The sequence below is a fragment of the Streptomyces sp. NPDC052396 genome, from assembly GCF_044593195.1.
Lineage (GTDB): Bacteria > Actinomycetota > Actinomycetes > Streptomycetales > Streptomycetaceae > Streptomyces.
On record NZ_JBIUAW010000002.1, the window covers coordinates 385132 to 400876 of the forward strand.

The 15745-nt window shown below is 69.7% G+C and carries 16 protein-coding genes; 9 read left to right on the forward strand and 7 right to left on the reverse strand.

The window, feature by feature from the left end:
• Positions 1-179: 179 nt before the first annotated feature.
• From ACIHFE_RS06845 to ACIHFE_RS06855, 3 genes are all read left to right on the forward strand, one after another.
• On the forward strand, positions 180-842 hold the full coding sequence (locus ACIHFE_RS06845) for a DUF6230 family protein (protein ID WP_400104742.1): 663 nt from the start codon (positions 180-182) through the stop codon (positions 840-842).
• A gap of 121 nt (positions 843-963) precedes the next feature.
• Positions 964-1467: a DUF6114 domain-containing protein gene (locus tag ACIHFE_RS06850; protein WP_400104743.1), complete on the forward strand. Its 504-nt coding sequence runs from the start codon at positions 964-966 to the stop codon at positions 1465-1467.
• A complete protein-coding gene (locus ACIHFE_RS06855) occupies positions 1457-2674 on the forward strand; it encodes a hydrogenase expression protein HypF (protein ID WP_400104744.1) in 1218 nt (405 codons plus the stop codon). The genes ACIHFE_RS06850 and ACIHFE_RS06855 overlap by 11 nt, the downstream gene beginning before the upstream one ends.
• Positions 2675-2761: 87 nt before the next feature.
• On the opposite strand, the gene pyk is transcribed toward ACIHFE_RS06855, so the two are convergent.
• The 3 genes from pyk to pta all read right to left on the reverse strand — a co-directional run bounded on the left by pyk (position 2762) and on the right by pta (position 7660).
• Entirely contained in the window at positions 2762-4186 is a 1425-nt protein-coding gene (pyk, locus tag ACIHFE_RS06860) for a pyruvate kinase (RefSeq protein ID WP_400104745.1), read from the reverse strand.
• Between the two features lie 84 nt (positions 4187-4270).
• Positions 4271-5482, reverse strand: a complete 1212-nt coding sequence (locus tag ACIHFE_RS06865) for an acetate kinase (protein WP_400104746.1) — start codon at positions 5480-5482, stop codon at positions 4271-4273.
• An 81-nt stretch (positions 5483-5563) separates the two neighbouring features.
• Positions 5564-7660 (reverse strand): phosphate acetyltransferase, encoded by a 2097-nt coding sequence (gene pta, locus ACIHFE_RS06870; protein ID WP_400104747.1) that lies wholly within the window; start codon positions 7658-7660, stop codon positions 5564-5566.
• Between the two features lie 240 nt (positions 7661-7900).
• Between pta and ACIHFE_RS06875 the strand changes: the two genes are divergently transcribed.
• Positions 7901-8926 (forward strand): ATP-dependent 6-phosphofructokinase, encoded by a 1026-nt coding sequence (locus ACIHFE_RS06875; protein ID WP_400104748.1) that lies wholly within the window; start codon positions 7901-7903, stop codon positions 8924-8926.
• 34 nt (positions 8927-8960) lie between these two features.
• On the opposite strand, the gene ACIHFE_RS06880 is transcribed toward ACIHFE_RS06875, so the two are convergent.
• Complete coding sequence (locus ACIHFE_RS06880) at positions 8961-9854, reverse strand: LysR family transcriptional regulator (RefSeq protein ID WP_400104749.1); 894 nt, start codon at positions 9852-9854, stop codon at positions 8961-8963.
• Positions 9855-9950: 96 nt separating this feature from the next.
• Here ACIHFE_RS06880 and ACIHFE_RS06885 point away from each other — a divergent pair, with 96 nt between their 5' ends.
• The 3 genes from ACIHFE_RS06885 (at position 9951) to ACIHFE_RS06895 (ending at position 12394) form a co-directional block, all read left to right on the forward strand.
• A complete protein-coding gene (locus tag ACIHFE_RS06885; protein WP_400104750.1) occupies positions 9951-10880 on the forward strand; it encodes a reductase in 930 nt (309 codons plus the stop codon).
• A gap of 1 nt (position 10881) precedes the next feature.
• Positions 10882-11751: an aldo/keto reductase gene (locus ACIHFE_RS06890; protein WP_400104751.1), complete on the forward strand. Its 870-nt coding sequence runs from the start codon at positions 10882-10884 to the stop codon at positions 11749-11751.
• 115 nt (positions 11752-11866) lie between these two features.
• On the forward strand, positions 11867-12394 hold the full coding sequence (locus tag ACIHFE_RS06895) for an RICIN domain-containing protein (protein ID WP_400104752.1): 528 nt from the start codon (positions 11867-11869) through the stop codon (positions 12392-12394).
• Between the two features lie 12 nt (positions 12395-12406).
• On the opposite strand, the gene ACIHFE_RS06900 is transcribed toward ACIHFE_RS06895, so the two are convergent.
• The 3 genes from ACIHFE_RS06900 to ACIHFE_RS06910 all read right to left on the reverse strand — a co-directional run bounded on the left by ACIHFE_RS06900 (position 12407) and on the right by ACIHFE_RS06910 (position 13887).
• Positions 12407-13276, reverse strand: coding sequence for an NAD(P)-dependent oxidoreductase (locus ACIHFE_RS06900; protein WP_400104753.1), 870 nt, complete (start codon positions 13274-13276; stop codon positions 12407-12409).
• 141 nt (positions 13277-13417) lie between these two features.
• A complete protein-coding gene (locus ACIHFE_RS06905) occupies positions 13418-13714 on the reverse strand; it encodes a DUF6255 family natural product biosynthesis protein (protein ID WP_400104754.1) in 297 nt (98 codons plus the stop codon).
• Positions 13711-13887 (reverse strand): hypothetical protein, encoded by a 177-nt coding sequence (locus ACIHFE_RS06910; RefSeq protein ID WP_400104755.1) that lies wholly within the window; start codon positions 13885-13887, stop codon positions 13711-13713. The genes ACIHFE_RS06905 and ACIHFE_RS06910 overlap by 4 nt, the downstream gene beginning before the upstream one ends.
• Before the next feature lie 267 nt (positions 13888-14154).
• On the opposite strand from ACIHFE_RS06910, the gene ACIHFE_RS06915 reads away from it, so the two are divergent.
• Together ACIHFE_RS06915 and ACIHFE_RS06920 are read left to right on the forward strand one after the other, a co-directional pair.
• Positions 14155-14463 (forward strand): putative quinol monooxygenase, encoded by a 309-nt coding sequence (locus ACIHFE_RS06915; RefSeq protein ID WP_400104756.1) that lies wholly within the window; start codon positions 14155-14157, stop codon positions 14461-14463.
• Complete coding sequence (locus ACIHFE_RS06920; protein WP_400104757.1) at positions 14460-15710, forward strand: helix-turn-helix domain-containing protein; 1251 nt, start codon at positions 14460-14462, stop codon at positions 15708-15710. Before ACIHFE_RS06915 ends, ACIHFE_RS06920 begins: the two co-directional genes overlap by 4 nt.
• The last annotated feature ends 35 nt before the right edge of the window (positions 15711-15745 follow it).

The following is a 15745-nucleotide window of genomic DNA, read 5'->3' on the forward strand; positions in this document are numbered from 1 at the left end:
CGCCGTCAATGGCGGTGCCTGTTCCGGCGGTTGCGCGAATTGGCGTGGCCAAGTGGTTGTCGCTCGGGGGTGATCGCCGCACGGCGGCGCTCTTCCTCCCGAGGACGTAGCACGTCTCCCACCCGAGGCGGGGTTCATCGGCCCGTACCTGGGGTGCACGTCCGAGAAGGAGGCAAGTCATGAAGTCCCAGGCACGCGGTGGGACCAGATGGAAGCGGTTCGCGGTCGTCATGGTGCCGAGTGTTGCGGCGTCGGGTGCGGTCGTGGTCGCCATAGCGCAGGGCGCGCTCGCCGCGTCGTTCAGCGTTTCCGGCCAGCAGTTCAAGGTGTCGGCCGGCGAGATGAAGGGCTACGACTTCGTCCAGTACGGAGCCCTCGACACCAACTCCAAGGGCGCGCACCCGGTGGCCGTGGTCGGTCTCAAGCGCGCGGAGATCAGCCACCTGTGCCAGTCGGTGGTCGTCCCCACCCCGCTCGGCGACATCTCGATGAAGCTCAGGGCGGGCGACGGCGAAAAGGTCAAGGCACAGAACCTCTACATCGACGCCGATGTGCTGAGGGCCGACGCGGAGTTCAACAAGGTCGACATCGGTGTCTCGGTCGACAGCACCGACAAGGCCAAGGGCGGCAAGGGCCCCGGCCCGGCGCCGGGCGACAAGTACGTACCCGGCTCCTTCGCCCAGCAGGCCGAGTCGGTGACCTTCACCAACGCCAAGCAGCGGGCGTGGGCCACCTCGGCCGGAACGTTCAACCTCAAGGGCCTGAAGATGGGCATCAACTTCGGCAAGAACGAGTGCTTCGCGGACTCGGAGCTGCCGAAGATGCCGTCCCTGGACGACTGACCGGACGGGCGCGGGGCGACGGGTAGGTCCGTATCCCTGCGCCCGGATCGAATCCCCGGGGATTCACCGCCAGTTGAGCAATACGCACCACCGATACGCCAGTCCTGAGGAGCCCTGCGACATGAGCGCCGATACGCAACCCCGGCAGTCAGGCTCATCCGGCCGCGCACGCCGTTCGTTCAAGGAGTGGCGCGGACAGCGCCCGTTCTGGGGCGGTCTGTGGACCCTGCTGGCCGGCGCGCCGATCATGTACATCCCGTACCAGACCGTGGCGCTCGGCGATCTGCAGATCCGCCTGGCGACCACGGCGGGGGCGGGCTCGCTGATCATAGGTGTCCTGCTGATCGTTCTGGGCCTGACGATGTGGTTCCAGCCGCACTCACGGATCTTCGCCGGGGTGGCGGCGATCCTGCTCGGCGTGGTCTCACTGGTCGTCTCCAACTTCGGCGCGTTTGTGATCGGTTTCCTGCTGGCCCTGGTCGGCGGTGCGCTGGGTGTCTCCTGGGCTCCGGGCAAGCCGGTCGAGGAGGCGGAGAGCGGTGCGGACGAGGCGCCCGAGGAGCCGCCGGCCACCTCCGGTCCCTCCCTGGTCAAGGAGACGAACGGGAGCCACGTTGCCGAGTGAAGACGAGCACCGGGACGGCCGTTCCGGTACCGGACCGCGCCATGCCGCGCCCAGAAAACCGCTGCTGGCCAAGCTGCACATGCCCGCCGGGAAGGCGGTGGCGCTGGCGGCGGTGCCGGGCGCGGTGCTGATGGGCCTGGGGCTCACCCCCACACTGGCCCAGGCCAAGCCCACCGATCCGCCCAACCCCTTCGGTGACGCGCTGTGCGCCACCGCGCCGGACAAGACGCCGGAGGCGACGCCCAGCGCCAGCGCCAGTGCCAGTGCCAGCGCGAGTGCCAGCGCGACTCCTGACAAGTCGCCTACGGCGGAGCCCAGTTCGAGCCCGACGGTGAACGAGGGCGACGAGGGCAAGGACCACAAGCCCACCCCGACGCCCAGCGCGAGCCGGTCCGGCGACGCCGAGCGGGTGCCCGCGCCCGGGCACAGCCCGTCCGCCACTCCCTCGCCGACGCCGTCGGCGACGGCCACACCCACGCCGACGCCCAGCGCGTCCCCGTCCAAGCCGGCGACGCACTCGCCCGGCGACCCGAGCCCCACGGCCGGTCCGTCCGCCACGCCCAGGCACTCGGCCAAGCCGGAGGCGAGCAGGACCGCCGCGACCGCGGAGCCCTCCGCCTCGGCCAGTGCGTCCCCGTCGGCTTCCGAGTCGCCCTCGGCCTCGGCGACGCCCTCGTCCACCCCCTCGCCCACCCCGGACGCCTCCAAGACGCCCACGCCGTGCCCCAGTTCCAAGGCCAAGGCGGCCAATGGCGAGTTCGCCTTCGCCAACAACCCCTGGTTCCTGGAGTCCAGCAGGCTCACCCTGTACGGCCTGACGTATCAGGGCGTCAAGCAGATCACCACGGTGGGCGGGCAGCAGAAGTCGGTGCTGAAGTTCACCGCCTCGGGGCTGGACATCAAGAACCTGCACGCGCTGGTCAACGACCGGGGCAAGGTCTATCACCAGTCGGGCATCGGCGGCGGCACCCCGACCATCAAGGGCGGCACCGTCACCATGTACACCGAGGAGTTCAAGGGCAAGCTCCTCGGCCTGATCCCGTCGGACTACACGCCGTCCAGCCCGCCCCCGCTGATCCCCGGTCTGACGCTGCCGATCCCGGTCTTCTACGACGACGTCAAGATCCGCCAGGCCGGGCAGAGCGGCGGAAACCTCAACATCCCCAATATGCAGGTCTATATCACCGACGGCACCTATCACTTCTGAGCCGCCTGAGCCGGGAGCCGCCGGAAACGGCCGTGGCCGCCGCCCCCTCAATGGGAGCGGCGGCCACGGCCGTTGGCGCGCGGAACGTCAGTTGTTCTCGCCCAGGTGGTGCACCCGCACCATGTTGGTGGTGCCGGGCACACCGGGCGGCGAGCCAGCGGTGATGATCATGGTGTCGCCCTCGTTGTAGCGCATGAGCTTGAGCAGCTCGGCGTCCACCAGGTCGACCATGGCGTCGGTGTTGTTCACATGGGGGACCACAAAGGTCTCCACGCCCCAGCTCAGGGTGAGCTGGTTGCAGGTGGCCGGGTCCGTGGTGAAGGCCAGGATCGGCTGCGCGGAGCGGTAGCGGGACAGACGGCGGGCGGTGTCACCGGACTTGGTGAAGGCCACCAGCGCCTTGCCGCCGAGGAAGTCGGCGATCTCGCAGGCGGCACGGGCCACCGAACCGCCCTGGGTGCGCGGCTTCTTGCCGGGGACCAGGGGCTGCAGGCCCTTGGAGAGCAGTTCCTGCTCGGCCGCCTCGACGATGCGGGACATGGTCTTGACGGTCTCGATGGGGTACGCGCCCACCGAGGACTCCGCGGAGAGCATCACCGCGTCGGCGCCGTCCAGGATGGCGTTGGCGACATCGGACGCCTCGGCGCGCGTGGGGCGGGAGTTGGTGATCATCGACTCCATCATCTGGGTCGCCACGATCACCGGCTTGGCGTTGCGGCGGCACATCTCGATGAGCCGCTTCTGCACCATCGGGACCTTCTCCAGCGGATACTCCACCGCCAGGTCGCCACGGGCCACCATCACACCGTCGAAGGCCATGACGACCTCCGCCATGTTCTCCACGGCCTGCGGCTTCTCGACCTTGGCGATGACCGGGACGCGGCGGCCCACCTCGTCCATGACGCGGTGCACATCCAGGACGTCCTTGGCGTCGCGGACGAAGGAGAGCGCCACCATGTCGCAGCCCATGGCCAGGGCGAACTTCAGGTCCTCGATGTCCTTCTCGGACAGCGCCGGGACATTGACCGCGGCACCGGGCAGGTTGATGCCCTTGTGGTCGGAGATGACACCGCCCTCGATGACGATCGTCTTGACCCGCGGGCCGTCGACCTCGGTGACGCGCAGCTCGACATTGCCGTCGTTGATCAGGATCTGGTCGCCCTTGGCGACATCGCCGGGCAGGCCCTTGTAGGTGGTGCCGCAGATCGTCTTGTCGCCGGGCACATCCTCGACGGTGATGGTGAACTCGTCACCGCGCACCAGCTCCACCGGACCGTCCGCAAAGGTCTCCAGGCGGATCTTGGGGCCCTGGAGGTCGGCCAGCACGCCGACCGCGCGGCCGGTCGCCTCGGCCGCCTGGCGCAGCCGGTCGTAGCGGCCCTGGTGCTCCGAGTGAGTCCCGTGGCTCATGTTGAAACGGGCCACATTCATGCCGGCCTCGATCAGCGTCTTCAGCTTCTCGAAGGAGTCGACGGCGGGGCCCAGGGTGCAGACGATTTTGGAACGGCGCATGGGGCGATCCTATCGGTTTGTTTCAGAGCGGAATATTCGAGCTGTGGGAACGTACGGCGGAACGTACGGCGAACAGTGCGGGGATCAGGCCTTGACCAGGGCGTACACCTGGGTGGCGATCTCCAGCTCCTCGTCGGTGGGCACCACGGCCACGGCGACCCGGGCGTGCGCGGGCGAGATCAGCCGGGCCGAGTCGCCGCGCTCGGCGTTGAGGCCGGCGTCCACCGCCAGGCCCAGCTCCTCCAGACCGGCGATCGCGGCCTCGCGCACCGGCGCCGCGTTCTCGCCCACGCCGGCGGTGAAGGCCACCGCATCCACCCGGCCGAGCACCGCGTAGTAGGCGCCGATGTACTTCTTCAGCCGGTGCACATAGATGTCGAAGGCGAGCTTGGCCTGCTGGTCGCCCTCGTCGATACGCCGGCGGATCTCGCGCATGTCGTTGTCGCCGCACAGTCCGATCAGACCGCTCTTCTTGTTGAGGAGCGAGTCGATCTCGTCCACCGACATCGCGGCGTTACGGGCCAGGTGGAAGATCACCGCCGGGTCGATATCACCGGAGCGGGTGCCCATCACCAGGCCCTCCAGCGGGGTCAGGCCCATGGAGGTGTCCACACAGCGGCCGCCGGCCACCGCCGTGGCGGAGGCGCCGTTGCCCAGGTGCAGCACGATCACATTGGCCTCGGCGGGGTCCTTGCCCAGCAGCTCGGCCGTCTTGCGGGAGACATAGGCGTGCGAGGTGCCATGGAAGCCATAGCGGCGGATCCGGTGCGCGTCGGCCGTCGCCACATCGATGGCGTAGCGGGCGGCCGGCTCCGGCATGGTGGTGTGGAAGGCGGTGTCGAACACGGCCACCTGCGGCAGGTCGGGGCGCAGCGCCCGGGCGGTGCGGATGCCGGTGACATTGGCCGGGTTGTGCAGCGGTGCGATGGGGATCAGCCGCTCGATGTGCTCGAGCACCTCATCGGTGACCAGGGTGGGCTCGGTGAACTCGCTGCCGCCGTGCACCACCCGGTGGCCGATGGCGGCCAGCTCGGGGGAGTCCAGGCCGAGCCCGTCCGCGGCCAGCTCGTCGGCGACGGCCCGCAGGGCGGCGTCATGGTCGGCGATGGGCCCCTCCTGCTCGCGCTTGGCGCCGCCGCCGGCCAGCGGGGTGTGCACCAGCCGCGAGGTCTCCTCGCCGATCCGCTCCACCAGGCCAACGGCCAGCCGGGCGCCGTCCGCCATGTCGAGCAGCTGGTACTTCACCGACGAGGAGCCGGAGTTGAGGACGAGGACTCGGGTGCCGTTGGCAGTCATAAGGGGCTTTCCGTGTAAGGCGGTTACGGGGAGGGAGGACGGTCCGGGCCCACGGCGCCGCTGCCGTGGGCCCGTTGGGCATCAGGGCTCGACGCGCTCGCCGCGCTGCTCGCCCTGGGCCTGGATGGCCGTGATGGCCACGGTGTTGACGATGTCCTGCACCAGCGCACCGCGCGAGAGGTCGTTGACCGGCTTGCGCAGACCCTGCAGGACGGGGCCGACCGCGACCGCTCCGGCGGAGCGCTGGACGGCCTTATAGGTGTTGTTGCCGGTGTTGAGGTCGGGGAAGACCAGCACGGTGGCCTGGCCGGCGACCTCGGAGCCGGGCAGCTTGGTGGCGGCGACCGCCGCGTCCACCGCGGCGTCGTACTGGATGGGGCCCTCCACCAGCAGATCCGGGCGGCGCTCGCGGACCAGCTCGGTGGCCCGGCGGACCTTGTCGACATCGGCGCCGGAGCCCGAGGTGCCGGTGGAGTAGGACAGCATGGCGATCCGCGGCTGCACCCCGAACTGGGTGGCGGTGGCGGCGGACTGGATGGCGATGTCCGCCAGCTGCTCGGCGTTGGGGTCGGGGTTGACCGCGCAGTCGCCGTACACCAGCACCCGGTCGGCCAGGCACATAAAGAACACCGAGGACACGATCTGGGCGCCCGGCGCGGTCTTGATGATCTCGAAGGCGGGGCGGATGGTGGCGGCGGTGGAGTGCACCGCACCGGAGACCATGCCGTCGGCCAGGCCCTCCTGGACCATCAGGGTGCCGAAGTAGGAGACATCGGCGACCACATCATGGGCCAGCTCCACCGTCATGCCCTTGTGCGCACGGGCCTTGGCGTAGATCTCGGCGAAGCGCTCGCGCAGCGGGGAGGTCTGCGGGTCGATCAGCTGCGCCTCGCCCAGGTCGATGCCCAGGTCGGCGGCGCGCTTGCGGATGATGTCCGCCTCGCCCAGCAGGGTCAGGTCACAGACGTCACGGCGCAGCAGCACATCCGCGGCGCGCAGCACCCGGTCCTCGGTGCCCTCGGGCAGCACCACCCGGCGGCGGGCGGAGCGGGAGCGCTCGATCAGCTCGTGCTCGAACATCATGGGGGTGACCCGGACGGAGCGGGCCACCGAGATCCGGTCGGTCAGCTCGGCGGTGTCCACATGCCGTTCGAACAGGCCCAGGGCGGTCTCGGCCTTGCGCGGCGAGCTGCCGTCCAGCTTGCCCTCGATGGCGAACAGCTCGGCGGCGGTGGGGAAGGAACCCTCCGGCACCAGCGCCACCGGAGTGCCGGGGGCCAGCCGGCCGGCCAGCGCCAGGATCTCCGGGCCGGGCTTCTGGTCCAGGGTCAGCAGCACACCGGCGATGGGCGGGGCGCCGGCGCTGTGCGCGGCCAGCGCGCCGATGACCAGGTCGACCCGGTCGCCGGGGGTGACCACCAGGCAGCCATCGGTCAGGGCGGGCAGGAAGACGGGCAGCATGGCGCCGCCGAAGACAAAGTCCTTGGCGTCCCGGGCCAGCCCGGCGTCGTCACCGAGCAGCACCTCGGCGCCCAGCTTGCGGACGATCTGGGCCACGGTGGGCGCGGAGAGCGTGGTGTCCTCGGGCAGTGCGTAGCAGGGCACCGGCAGGCTCGCGGCCAGCGGCTCGGCTATCGCCTCGCGGTCGGCGGGGGCGACCCGGTTGACCACCAGGGCCACCACATCGCAGTCCAGCGCCCGGTAGGCGCGGTAGGCGTTGCGTGCCTCGGCCCGCACCGACTCGGCGGTCTGGTCCTGGCCGCCCACCACGGTGATCACCGAGGCGCCGAACTCATTGGCCAGCCGGGCGTTGAGGGCCAGCTCGTCGGGGAGGTTGGAGCCCACATAGTCGGTGCCCAGCACCAGTACGTACTCATACTCCCGGGCCACCGCCAGATAGCGCTCGACCAGGCAGGAGACCAACTCGTCGGTGCCGCGCTCGGCCTGCAGGGCGGATGCCTCGGCATAGCTGAGGCCATAGACGCTTTCGGGGGACTGGGCCAGGCGGTAGCGGGACCGCAGCAGGTCGAACAGACGGTCGGGACCGTCACCGTGGACCAGCGGCCTGAAGACCCCCACCCGGTCGACGTGGCGGGTCAGAAGCTCCATGACTCCCAGCTCGATGACCTGGCGGCCGTCTCCCCGGTCGGTCCCGGTCACGTACACGCTGCGCGTCACGCGTGCTCTCCTCGTTCCATGGCTGTCGTGATGCCTGAGCCTGATGCCTGAGCTTGGCTGCCCGAGCCGGCTCGGCCCGTGAAATTACCCGATAGGGTGGCCTTGCCCTCTTGACAATACCTGCGACCGTGGATAAGGCGCGCGTCAGGCGGGTGACCGTGGATGCGGCAGCACCGGCGGGCCCATGGAACAATCGGGTCCGGCTCACAGGTACCAGTAGCGAGCAGGAGACACAGCACGATGCGCATCGGAGTCCTCACCGCGGGCGGCGACTGCCCTGGCCTGAACGCTGTTATCCGCTCGGTGGTGCACCGGGCGCTGGTGGAGCACGGCGACGAGGTCATCGGCTTCGAGGACGGCTTCAAGGGCCTGCTCGAAGGACGCTTCCGCAAGCTCGACCTGGACGCGGTCAGCGGCATCCTGGCCCGTGGCGGCACCATCCTGGGCTCGGCCCGGCTGGAGCGCGACCGGCTGCGCGAGGCCTGCGAGACCGCCAAGGACTTCTCCCGCGAGTACGGGATCGACGCTCTGATCCCGATCGGCGGCGAGGGCACCCTGACCGCGGCCCGGATGCTCTCCGAGGCGGGCCTGCCCGTGGTGGGCGTGCCCAAGACCATTGACAACGACATCTCCTCCACCGACCGCACCTTCGGCTTCGACACGGCCGTCGGCGTCGCCACCGAGGCCATCGACCGGCTGAAGACCACCGCCGAGTCCCACCAGCGGGTGATGGTCGTCGAGGTCATGGGCCGCCACGCCGGCTGGATCGCCCTGGAGTCCGGCATGGCCGGCGGTGCCCATGGCATCTGTCTGCCGGAGCGGCCCTTCAACCCGGCCGACCTGGTGTCGATGGTCGAGGAACGCTTCGCCCGGGGCAAGAAGTTCGCCGTGATCTGTGTGGCCGAGGGCGCGCACCCGGCCGAGGGCACCATGGACTACGCCAAGGGCGCCATAGACCAGTTCGGCCATGAGCGGTTCGCCGGCATCGGCACCAAGCTGGCCGGTGAGCTGGAGCGCCGCCTGGGCAAGGAGGCCCGCCCGGTCATCCTGGGGCATGTCCAGCGCGGTGGCACCCCCACCGCCTATGACCGCGTCCTGGCCACCCGCTTCGGCTGGCACGCCGTGGAGGCCGCGCACCGCGGCGAGTTCGGCAAGATGACCGCCCTGCGCGGCACCCACATCACCATGGTGCCGCTGGCGGACGCGATCACCGAGCTCAAGCGGGTACCGGAGGACCGCATGGACGAGGCGGAGTCCGTCTTCTAGCCCCGAAGCTCAACTCCCTTACGCCCCGGCCGGGTTACCGGTCGGGGCGGATGTCTGCCCGCAGGGCCGCCAGCAACGCCCGGGCATGGGGCCGCACCCGGTGGCCGGCGGGGGTGGCCACCCCGATCCAGCGGGCGGGACACGGCTGGGCGAGCGGGACGACGGCCAGCTCCTCGGCGGACGGGTCCAGGGCGACGCTGGGAATCAGCGAGACGCCCACCCCGGCCGAGACCAGGGTCTGGGCGAAGAAGTAGTCGGTGGTCGCGGCGGCGATCCGCAGTTCACGGCCGGCCAGGGCGGCGTACCGGGCCAGGAACGCCTGGGTCTTCATACACCCCAACACCCAGCGTTCCTCGAAGAGTTCGGCCATCTCCAGCATGTCCCGGCCGGCCAGGCGGTGCCCGCGCGGCAGGACGGCCGACAGCGGATCCGCCGTCAGCGGCGTCCACTCCAGCCCGGCCCGCACCGGTAGCGGGCCGTCGAAGTGATAGGCCAGCGCCAGATCGGCCCGGCCCTCGCGGACCAGCGGCAGGCTGTCCTCCGGTTCCCGCTGGAGCACGGTCAGTTCCACCCCGGGGTGCTCGGTGACAAACCGGGTCAGCGCCGGGGGCAGCAGCCGCCGGCCGCCGCTGGCGAAGGTGGCCACGGTCAGCCCGGTGCTGCCCGCGGCCAGCCGGTCGATCCGCCGCCGGGCCTGGTTCAGCTCGGCGTCCACCGTCTCCGCCGTCTCCACCAGCAGCCGCCCGGGATCGGTGAGGGTCACGCCCCGGGTGCTGCGGTGCACCACCGGGGTGCCCAAGCTCCGTTCCAGGGCGGCTATTTGCTGGGACACGGCGGAGGGGGTCAGCAACAGGGCGGCGGCCGCCCGGTTGAAACTGCCGTGCCGGGCCACCTCGCGGAGGGTGCGCAGCCGCTGGACATCGATCATCAGTTTTCCTAACGACGGATTAAGCAAGTCCCCACTTCTGCTGGTGATCGTATTCCGGCAGGCTCAAGGCATCCAAAGGGACTGAAGGGGAATGTGATGCGTGAGGTGGCCGTCATCGGGGGCAGCCGGTATTTCGGCAGGGAAGTGGTGCGGCGGCTGCGGGACGCGGGCGCCAAGGTCACCGTGATCAACCGTGGTTCGGCCCCGGCCCCGCCGGGCACGGCCCAACTGGTCGCCGACCGTGACGACGCCCGGGGCCTGGCCGCCGCACTGGGTGACCGCACCTTTGACGTGGTCATCGACCAGGTCTGCTACACGCCGAAGCAGGCGGCCGTGGCGCGCGAGGTCTTCGGCGGGCGTACGGCGCGCTATGTGATGACCTCGACCATCGAGGTCTACGACCCGGCGGACCGCCCGGCGGCGGTCCGCGGCGGCGAGGTCCCGCTCACCGAGGACGCGGTGGACCCGTCCCGCCAGGAGGTGCGTACCGAACTCCCCTGGGAGGACCCGGAGTTCCGTGGCCGCCACTACGCTGAGGGCAAGCGGCAGGCCGAGGCGGTGCTGTCGCGTGACCCCGTCTTTGCGTTCGCCGCCGTCCGGTCCGCGCATGTCCTGGGCGGCGGGGGCGCCGACTTCACGGGGCGGCTGCGGCACTATCTGGAACGGGTGGGCGCGGGGCGGCCGGTGGACGTCCATCCGGTGAACCACCCCTCGTCCTTCACCAACGCCCATGAGATCGCGGACTTCCTGGTGTGGGCGGCGGGCGCGGACTTCACCGGTGCGGTCAATGCCTGCTCCCATGGCGCGCTCTCGGTGACCGGCCTGTGCGAGCTCATTGGCGCCCGGGCCGGCCGCCCGCCGGTCTACCGCGAGGTGGCGGCGGATGCCGCCCAGGCGTCGCCCTTCGCCTTCGACCGCTACTACGCCATGGACAACTCCCGTGCGGAGCGGCTCGGTTACCGCTTCTCCCACACCGAGGACTGGCTGCCGGGCCTGATCGCCCAAGAACTCCCGGAAGGTATCTGATATGCGTCAGCGCGGAATCGGTGAGGTCACGGTAGGCGCGATCGGACTGGGCGCCATGCCGCTGTCCATCGAGGGGCGCCCGGACGAGGCACGCGCCATCGCCACCGTCCATGCCGCCCTGGACGCCGGGGTCACCCTGATCGACACGGCCGACTCCTACCACCTGCTGCCCGGGGAGACCGGACACAATGAGTCGCTGGTCGCCCGGGCGCTGGCGAGCTACCCGGGCGACAAGGACGGGGTGCTGATCGCCACCAAGGGCGGCCGGGGACGGCCCGGCGACGGATCCTGGACGGTCACCGGCACCCCGGAACACCTCAAGCGGGCCTGCGAGGGCTCGCTCCGGCGGCTCGGCGTCGAGGCCATCGGCCTCTACCAGCTGCACAAGCCGGACCCCTCGGTGCCGTGGGCGGAGTCGGTAGGCGCCCTCGCGGAGCTGGCGGCGGAGGGCAAGATCCGGGCGGCCGGGATCTCCAATGTCAACACCGCCCAGATCGAGGAGGCTTCCCGGATCCTCGGCGACCGGCTGGTGTCCGTCCAGAACCGGTTCTCCCCGGCGGTGCGGGACGCCGAGGCCGAACTGCGATTGTGCGAACGCCTGGGGCTGGCCTTCCTGCCGTGGAGCCCGCTGGGCGGGATTTCGCGCAGTGCGCTGGACGGGCCGGGAGAGGCGGGGCTCGCCCTCCCGGAGTTCCACCGGGTGGCCCGGGAACATGGCGTCAGCCCGCAACAGGTCTGCCTGGCCTGGCTGTTGGCACTGTCCCCGGTGGTAGTGCCGATTCCGGGTGCGTCGCGCCCGGAATCGATCCGGGATTCGGCGGGGGCGGGGGACCTGGAGCTGTCGGCGGAGGAGGTCGCGAGGCTGTTGTGAGCGCCCGCGCCCCATACTCTCCCGCGCCGGCCGTGCGCCATCCTCAAATCCGGGGATGCCGCGGCCCGTTCCCCATCCCCTAGCTTCGAGGGAAAGCGGGGAAAGGGGAGCGGGTATGAATACAACTGCCGGACAGCGCCTCCTGGTGTCCATGGGGGCGGTGACACTGGGGATCGTGATGGCGCAGTCCGCGCCGGCCGCCGGAGCCGAGCGGCCGGCGGCAGGTCCCCCGTATGAGCAGCTCATCAATGCCAACAGCCGTAAATGCGCCGACGTTCCGGGCTTCAGCACCCAGGACAAGACACGCGTGGAGCAGTACACCTGCAATGGCGGCGCCAACCAGCGGTGGACATTCCGTTATCTCGGCGATCTCCTCTATACGGTCTCCAATGTCAACAGCGGCAAATGCCTGGATGTTCCGGGCTTCAGCAGCCAGGACAAGACGGCCATCGAGCAGTACCCGTGCAATGGCGGCACCAACCAGCAGTGGCGGCTCCGCCCCCTCGGCAACGGTTACTGGGAAATGGTGAATGTGAGCAGCGGCAAGTGCCTTGATGTGCCGGGCTTCAGTACCCAGGACAAGACGGTCCTGGAGCAGTACACCTGCAACGCCGGCACCAATCAGCAGTGGACTCTGATCTGATCCCGTCCCCGGTCAACCGCGCAGCAGCTCCACCAGGCCCGAAATATCTTCCGCGCCATGCCCGTCGGCGACCCGCCGCTTCATCAGGTCGCGAAGGGCCGTGAAGAGGACGGGCCGGATGCCCTGGTCCTCCGCCGTGTGCAGCAGGTTGTCGAAGGCCGCCGCCTGCATGCCGATGCCGGAGACCACGCCCTGCGTATAGTCGCCGGACTCGATCTGCCGCGCATGGTGCGGGATGCTGCCCGCCATGGCCCCGATCCACTCACCGAGCATGGGGGCGAACCCGGTGACGGACGCCCCCTCCTGGGAGTTCACCAGCGCCAAGGCGTGCAGCACCCCGCTGAACAGCCCGTACATCCCGCTGAGCAGCGCGATGTCGTACAGCGCGGCCAGGCCGGGGTCCTCCCCGGCGAAGTGGGCGGCGCCCAGCCGCTCCAGGGCCGGGCGGTGGGCCTCGAAGACGCCCCCGGGGCCGCTGTAGAGAACGAATGCCTGGTCCGTGCCGATACCCGGCGGGATGGCCATGATCCCGCCGTCCAGATAGGAAATGCCGTGCGCGGCGGCCCAGCCGGCCATCTCGCGCGCCTGGCGCGGAGTGCCATTGGTGAGGTTGACCAGGGTCCGGCCCTTGAGGGCGTCGGTGGCGGGCGCCAGCGCCTGGTACACCGAGTCATAGTCCAGCAGACAGACGACCACCAGCTCACCGGCCGCCGCCGCCCCGGCCACGTCGTCCGCGCGCATGGCGCCCAACGCGACCAGCGGGGCGGCCTTCTCCGGGGTGCGGTTCCATACCGTCGTCGGATGGCCGTTGGTGACAAAGGCGGTGGCCAGCGCCTTGCCCATGGCGCCCAGGCCGAGGACGGTGACAGGGGAGTTGCTCATGGTGTAAGTGCTCCAGAAGTACGGGGAGTTCGCTCGCACCAGGCTCGGCCACCCGCCACCGCCGCTCAAGTACGCACTTAATAGTGCGCACTTACCTCAAGGTGAGGGTCCGGCTCGCTCATTGGGCGCTTCCGCACCCGATCACGGCCTTCCTCGAGCGCTTTGGAGGTTCGCTTCGCGTACCTTCCTGCTCAGTTCGCTGCGCCGGTTGTCCGTCCCGTTGCTGAGTCTCATGACGCCGAAGGACACGGAAGTCGGACCGTGAGGGTGGGTTCGTTCTGGAATTTCCAGGGCGAGGGCCACGGCTTGGCAGCCGACTGCTCGGCGCATGCCGCATCCGGTGCATGGCGTCATGCCGTCCGCTGCGGTGCATGCCATATCGGTGTGGCGGCAATTGGAGTCATCTGCCAAGCGGTTGGCGGATGAGATGACCGTCATCCGTGGGCCGCCCGCAGATGCCGCCCCATCGCCACGGTCATGGTTTCGGCCACCCGGACATCGTTCCTCCGGTCGGCCTCGCGCCACATTTCCTTGATCTTCGTGCACTGGGTGCAGCGTACTGCCGTGGAGTGACTTGATGTGTCTGCCGGACCGTTGGCCTGGTCGCGCATCGAACCTTCTGCTCACATCAGGGGTGAGATGTCGTCGCCTCGGCGAGGGCTTGTCCGGTAGCAGCACCGGTGAACCACGCGCCGGGGCCGTTCTGATCCCGCGCATGGGCATGACGCGAGAGCCTGCCCTGAGGCCGCTCGAACCACGGCTCACCGGCAGGGTGACCGCGAAGTTACTCGCAGTGTTTCTGTGAGTCAAGAAACTCTGCGACTGGCCCTGTTGCTCGCGTTCTGAGAGCCTTGGTGCGACTTGAGAGGAGAAGGAACATGGCCGGAGGCTTCGGTCTTGTCGTGCGCTTCAAGCTGCTTGACTCACAAGCTGCCGCCGCCTTCGACGAGTTGGTGTCCCGGATGCTGGGCGGGATCCGGCGGTACGAGCCGGGGACCGTGGTGTATACGGTCCACCGAGTACCGGACGAGCCGGATGTGCGTGTCTTCTACGAGCTGTACGAGGACCGCGAAGCGTTCGACGCACACGAACGGCAGGCACACACCAGGCAATTCCTCGAAGAGCGCGAGAGGTTCGTGTCCAGCACCGAGGTGACCTTCCTGGAGCGCCTCGACGGAAAGGCGTGAGCGCGACGGTGACTGCGGAAGGGCGCCGTGCGTTCGGCGCACGGGTGGCCGAGTTGCGCGCACGGCGTGGGCTGACCCAACGGGAACTGGCCGGCGAGATCGGGCGGACAACGAGCTGGCTCTCTCAGGTGGAGCGTGGTGTTCAACCGGTCAACCGGCTGGATGTTCTGCGTCTGCTGGCTGACGGGCTTGGCGTCCCCCTGCATGTGTTGCGCCCCGACGCTCCTCAGCCGGTGCCGGCGGATGGCGAATTCGACCCGCAGCCGAACGACCTCGACCAGGCGCGGCTCCTGCTCTCCGGCCACCTGGCGCTGGACGCCCTGCTCGCACCCAAGGCCGCACGCCCCGGATCTTCTTTCGCCGGTCTGCGCAGGGCGGTTGAAGATGCCTGGGTCCTGGCTCATGAAGACCGGTTCGCGGAGCTGAGCGCATCGCTGACTTCGCTCCTGCCTGAACTGGAGCACGCGGTCCGGTCGGTCGGCGAACGCGACCGTCCACGCGTCTATCGCCTCCTCGCTCGGACGTACCAGGCGCTATCCGCTGCCTTCGCACGGCAGAACGAAGCGGACGCCGCCTGGGTGGCGGCGGATCGTGCCATCGCCGCCGCCGAGATGTCCGGACAGGTCCTGGAGGTCTTCGCCGGGACCTTCCGGCTCGCGCATGCCTGCATCCGGCTCAAGCGGTATGACCAGGCGGAACACGTGGCTCGCTCCGCGGTGAGTGCCCTCGATCGGCACATCGACTCCGCCGAGCCGACCCCCGAGGTCCTGTCCCTCCTGGGCTCCTTGCACTTGGCGCTGGCAGTGGCGCACGCCCGGACCGATGACCGTGCCGGTGCCCGGCGCGAGATGGAGCAAGCCCGTCGGGTGGCCCGTCAACTGGGGGAGAACCGCAATGATTTCAACCTTGAGTTCGGACCTCTCAACGTAGAGATCCAGGCGGTCTCCGTGGCGGTCGACCTCGGCGACGCCGGCGAGGCCCTTGAGGTCGGCGGTCGGCTGGACCCCTCGGCTCTGTCCGTCGAGCGCCAGGCCAGACTCGCCCTCGACATGGGGCGGGCACATGCGCAGCTTCGCCGACTGGACGATGCCGTCGAGTCCTTCGGCGAGGCTGAACGACTGGCCCCTGAAATGGTCCGTTCGCACGTCGAGGCTCGCTCGGCCATCCGGGACCTGGTGCTGGTGGCGGGCCGGTCTGCCTCATCCGAGCTACGGGGGCTTGCGCAGCGGACGGATGCCATGTCGTAAAGAAGCGCGTTCACGGGCAAGTTGCCCGTAGGCCA

Coding starts and splice junctions, on each gene's coding strand:
- ACIHFE_RS06845 (WP_400104742.1), top strand. CDS start 180: ATGAAGTCCCAGGCACGCGGTGGGACCAGATGGAAGCGGTTCGCGGTC.
- ACIHFE_RS06850 (WP_400104743.1), top strand. CDS start 964: ATGAGCGCCGATACGCAACCCCGGCAGTCAGGCTCATCCGGCCGCGCA.
- pyk (WP_400104745.1), bottom strand. CDS start 4,186: ATGCGCCGTTCCAAAATCGTCTGCACCCTGGGCCCCGCCGTCGACTCC.
- ACIHFE_RS06865 (WP_400104746.1), bottom strand. CDS start 5,482: ATGACTGCCAACGGCACCCGAGTCCTCGTCCTCAACTCCGGCTCCTCG.
- ACIHFE_RS06875 (WP_400104748.1), top strand. CDS start 7,901: ATGCGCATCGGAGTCCTCACCGCGGGCGGCGACTGCCCTGGCCTGAAC.
- ACIHFE_RS06880 (WP_400104749.1), bottom strand. CDS start 9,854: ATGATCGATGTCCAGCGGCTGCGCACCCTCCGCGAGGTGGCCCGGCAC.
- ACIHFE_RS06885 (WP_400104750.1), top strand. CDS start 9,951: ATGCGTGAGGTGGCCGTCATCGGGGGCAGCCGGTATTTCGGCAGGGAA.
- ACIHFE_RS06890 (WP_400104751.1), top strand. CDS start 10,882: ATGCGTCAGCGCGGAATCGGTGAGGTCACGGTAGGCGCGATCGGACTG.
- ACIHFE_RS06895 (WP_400104752.1), top strand. CDS start 11,867: ATGAATACAACTGCCGGACAGCGCCTCCTGGTGTCCATGGGGGCGGTG.
- ACIHFE_RS06900 (WP_400104753.1), bottom strand. CDS start 13,276: ATGAGCAACTCCCCTGTCACCGTCCTCGGCCTGGGCGCCATGGGCAAG.
- ACIHFE_RS06905 (WP_400104754.1), bottom strand. CDS start 13,714: ATGACGGTCATCTCATCCGCCAACCGCTTGGCAGATGACTCCAATTGC.
- ACIHFE_RS06910 (WP_400104755.1), bottom strand. CDS start 13,887: ATGCGCGACCAGGCCAACGGTCCGGCAGACACATCAAGTCACTCCACG.
- ACIHFE_RS06915 (WP_400104756.1), top strand. CDS start 14,155: ATGGCCGGAGGCTTCGGTCTTGTCGTGCGCTTCAAGCTGCTTGACTCA.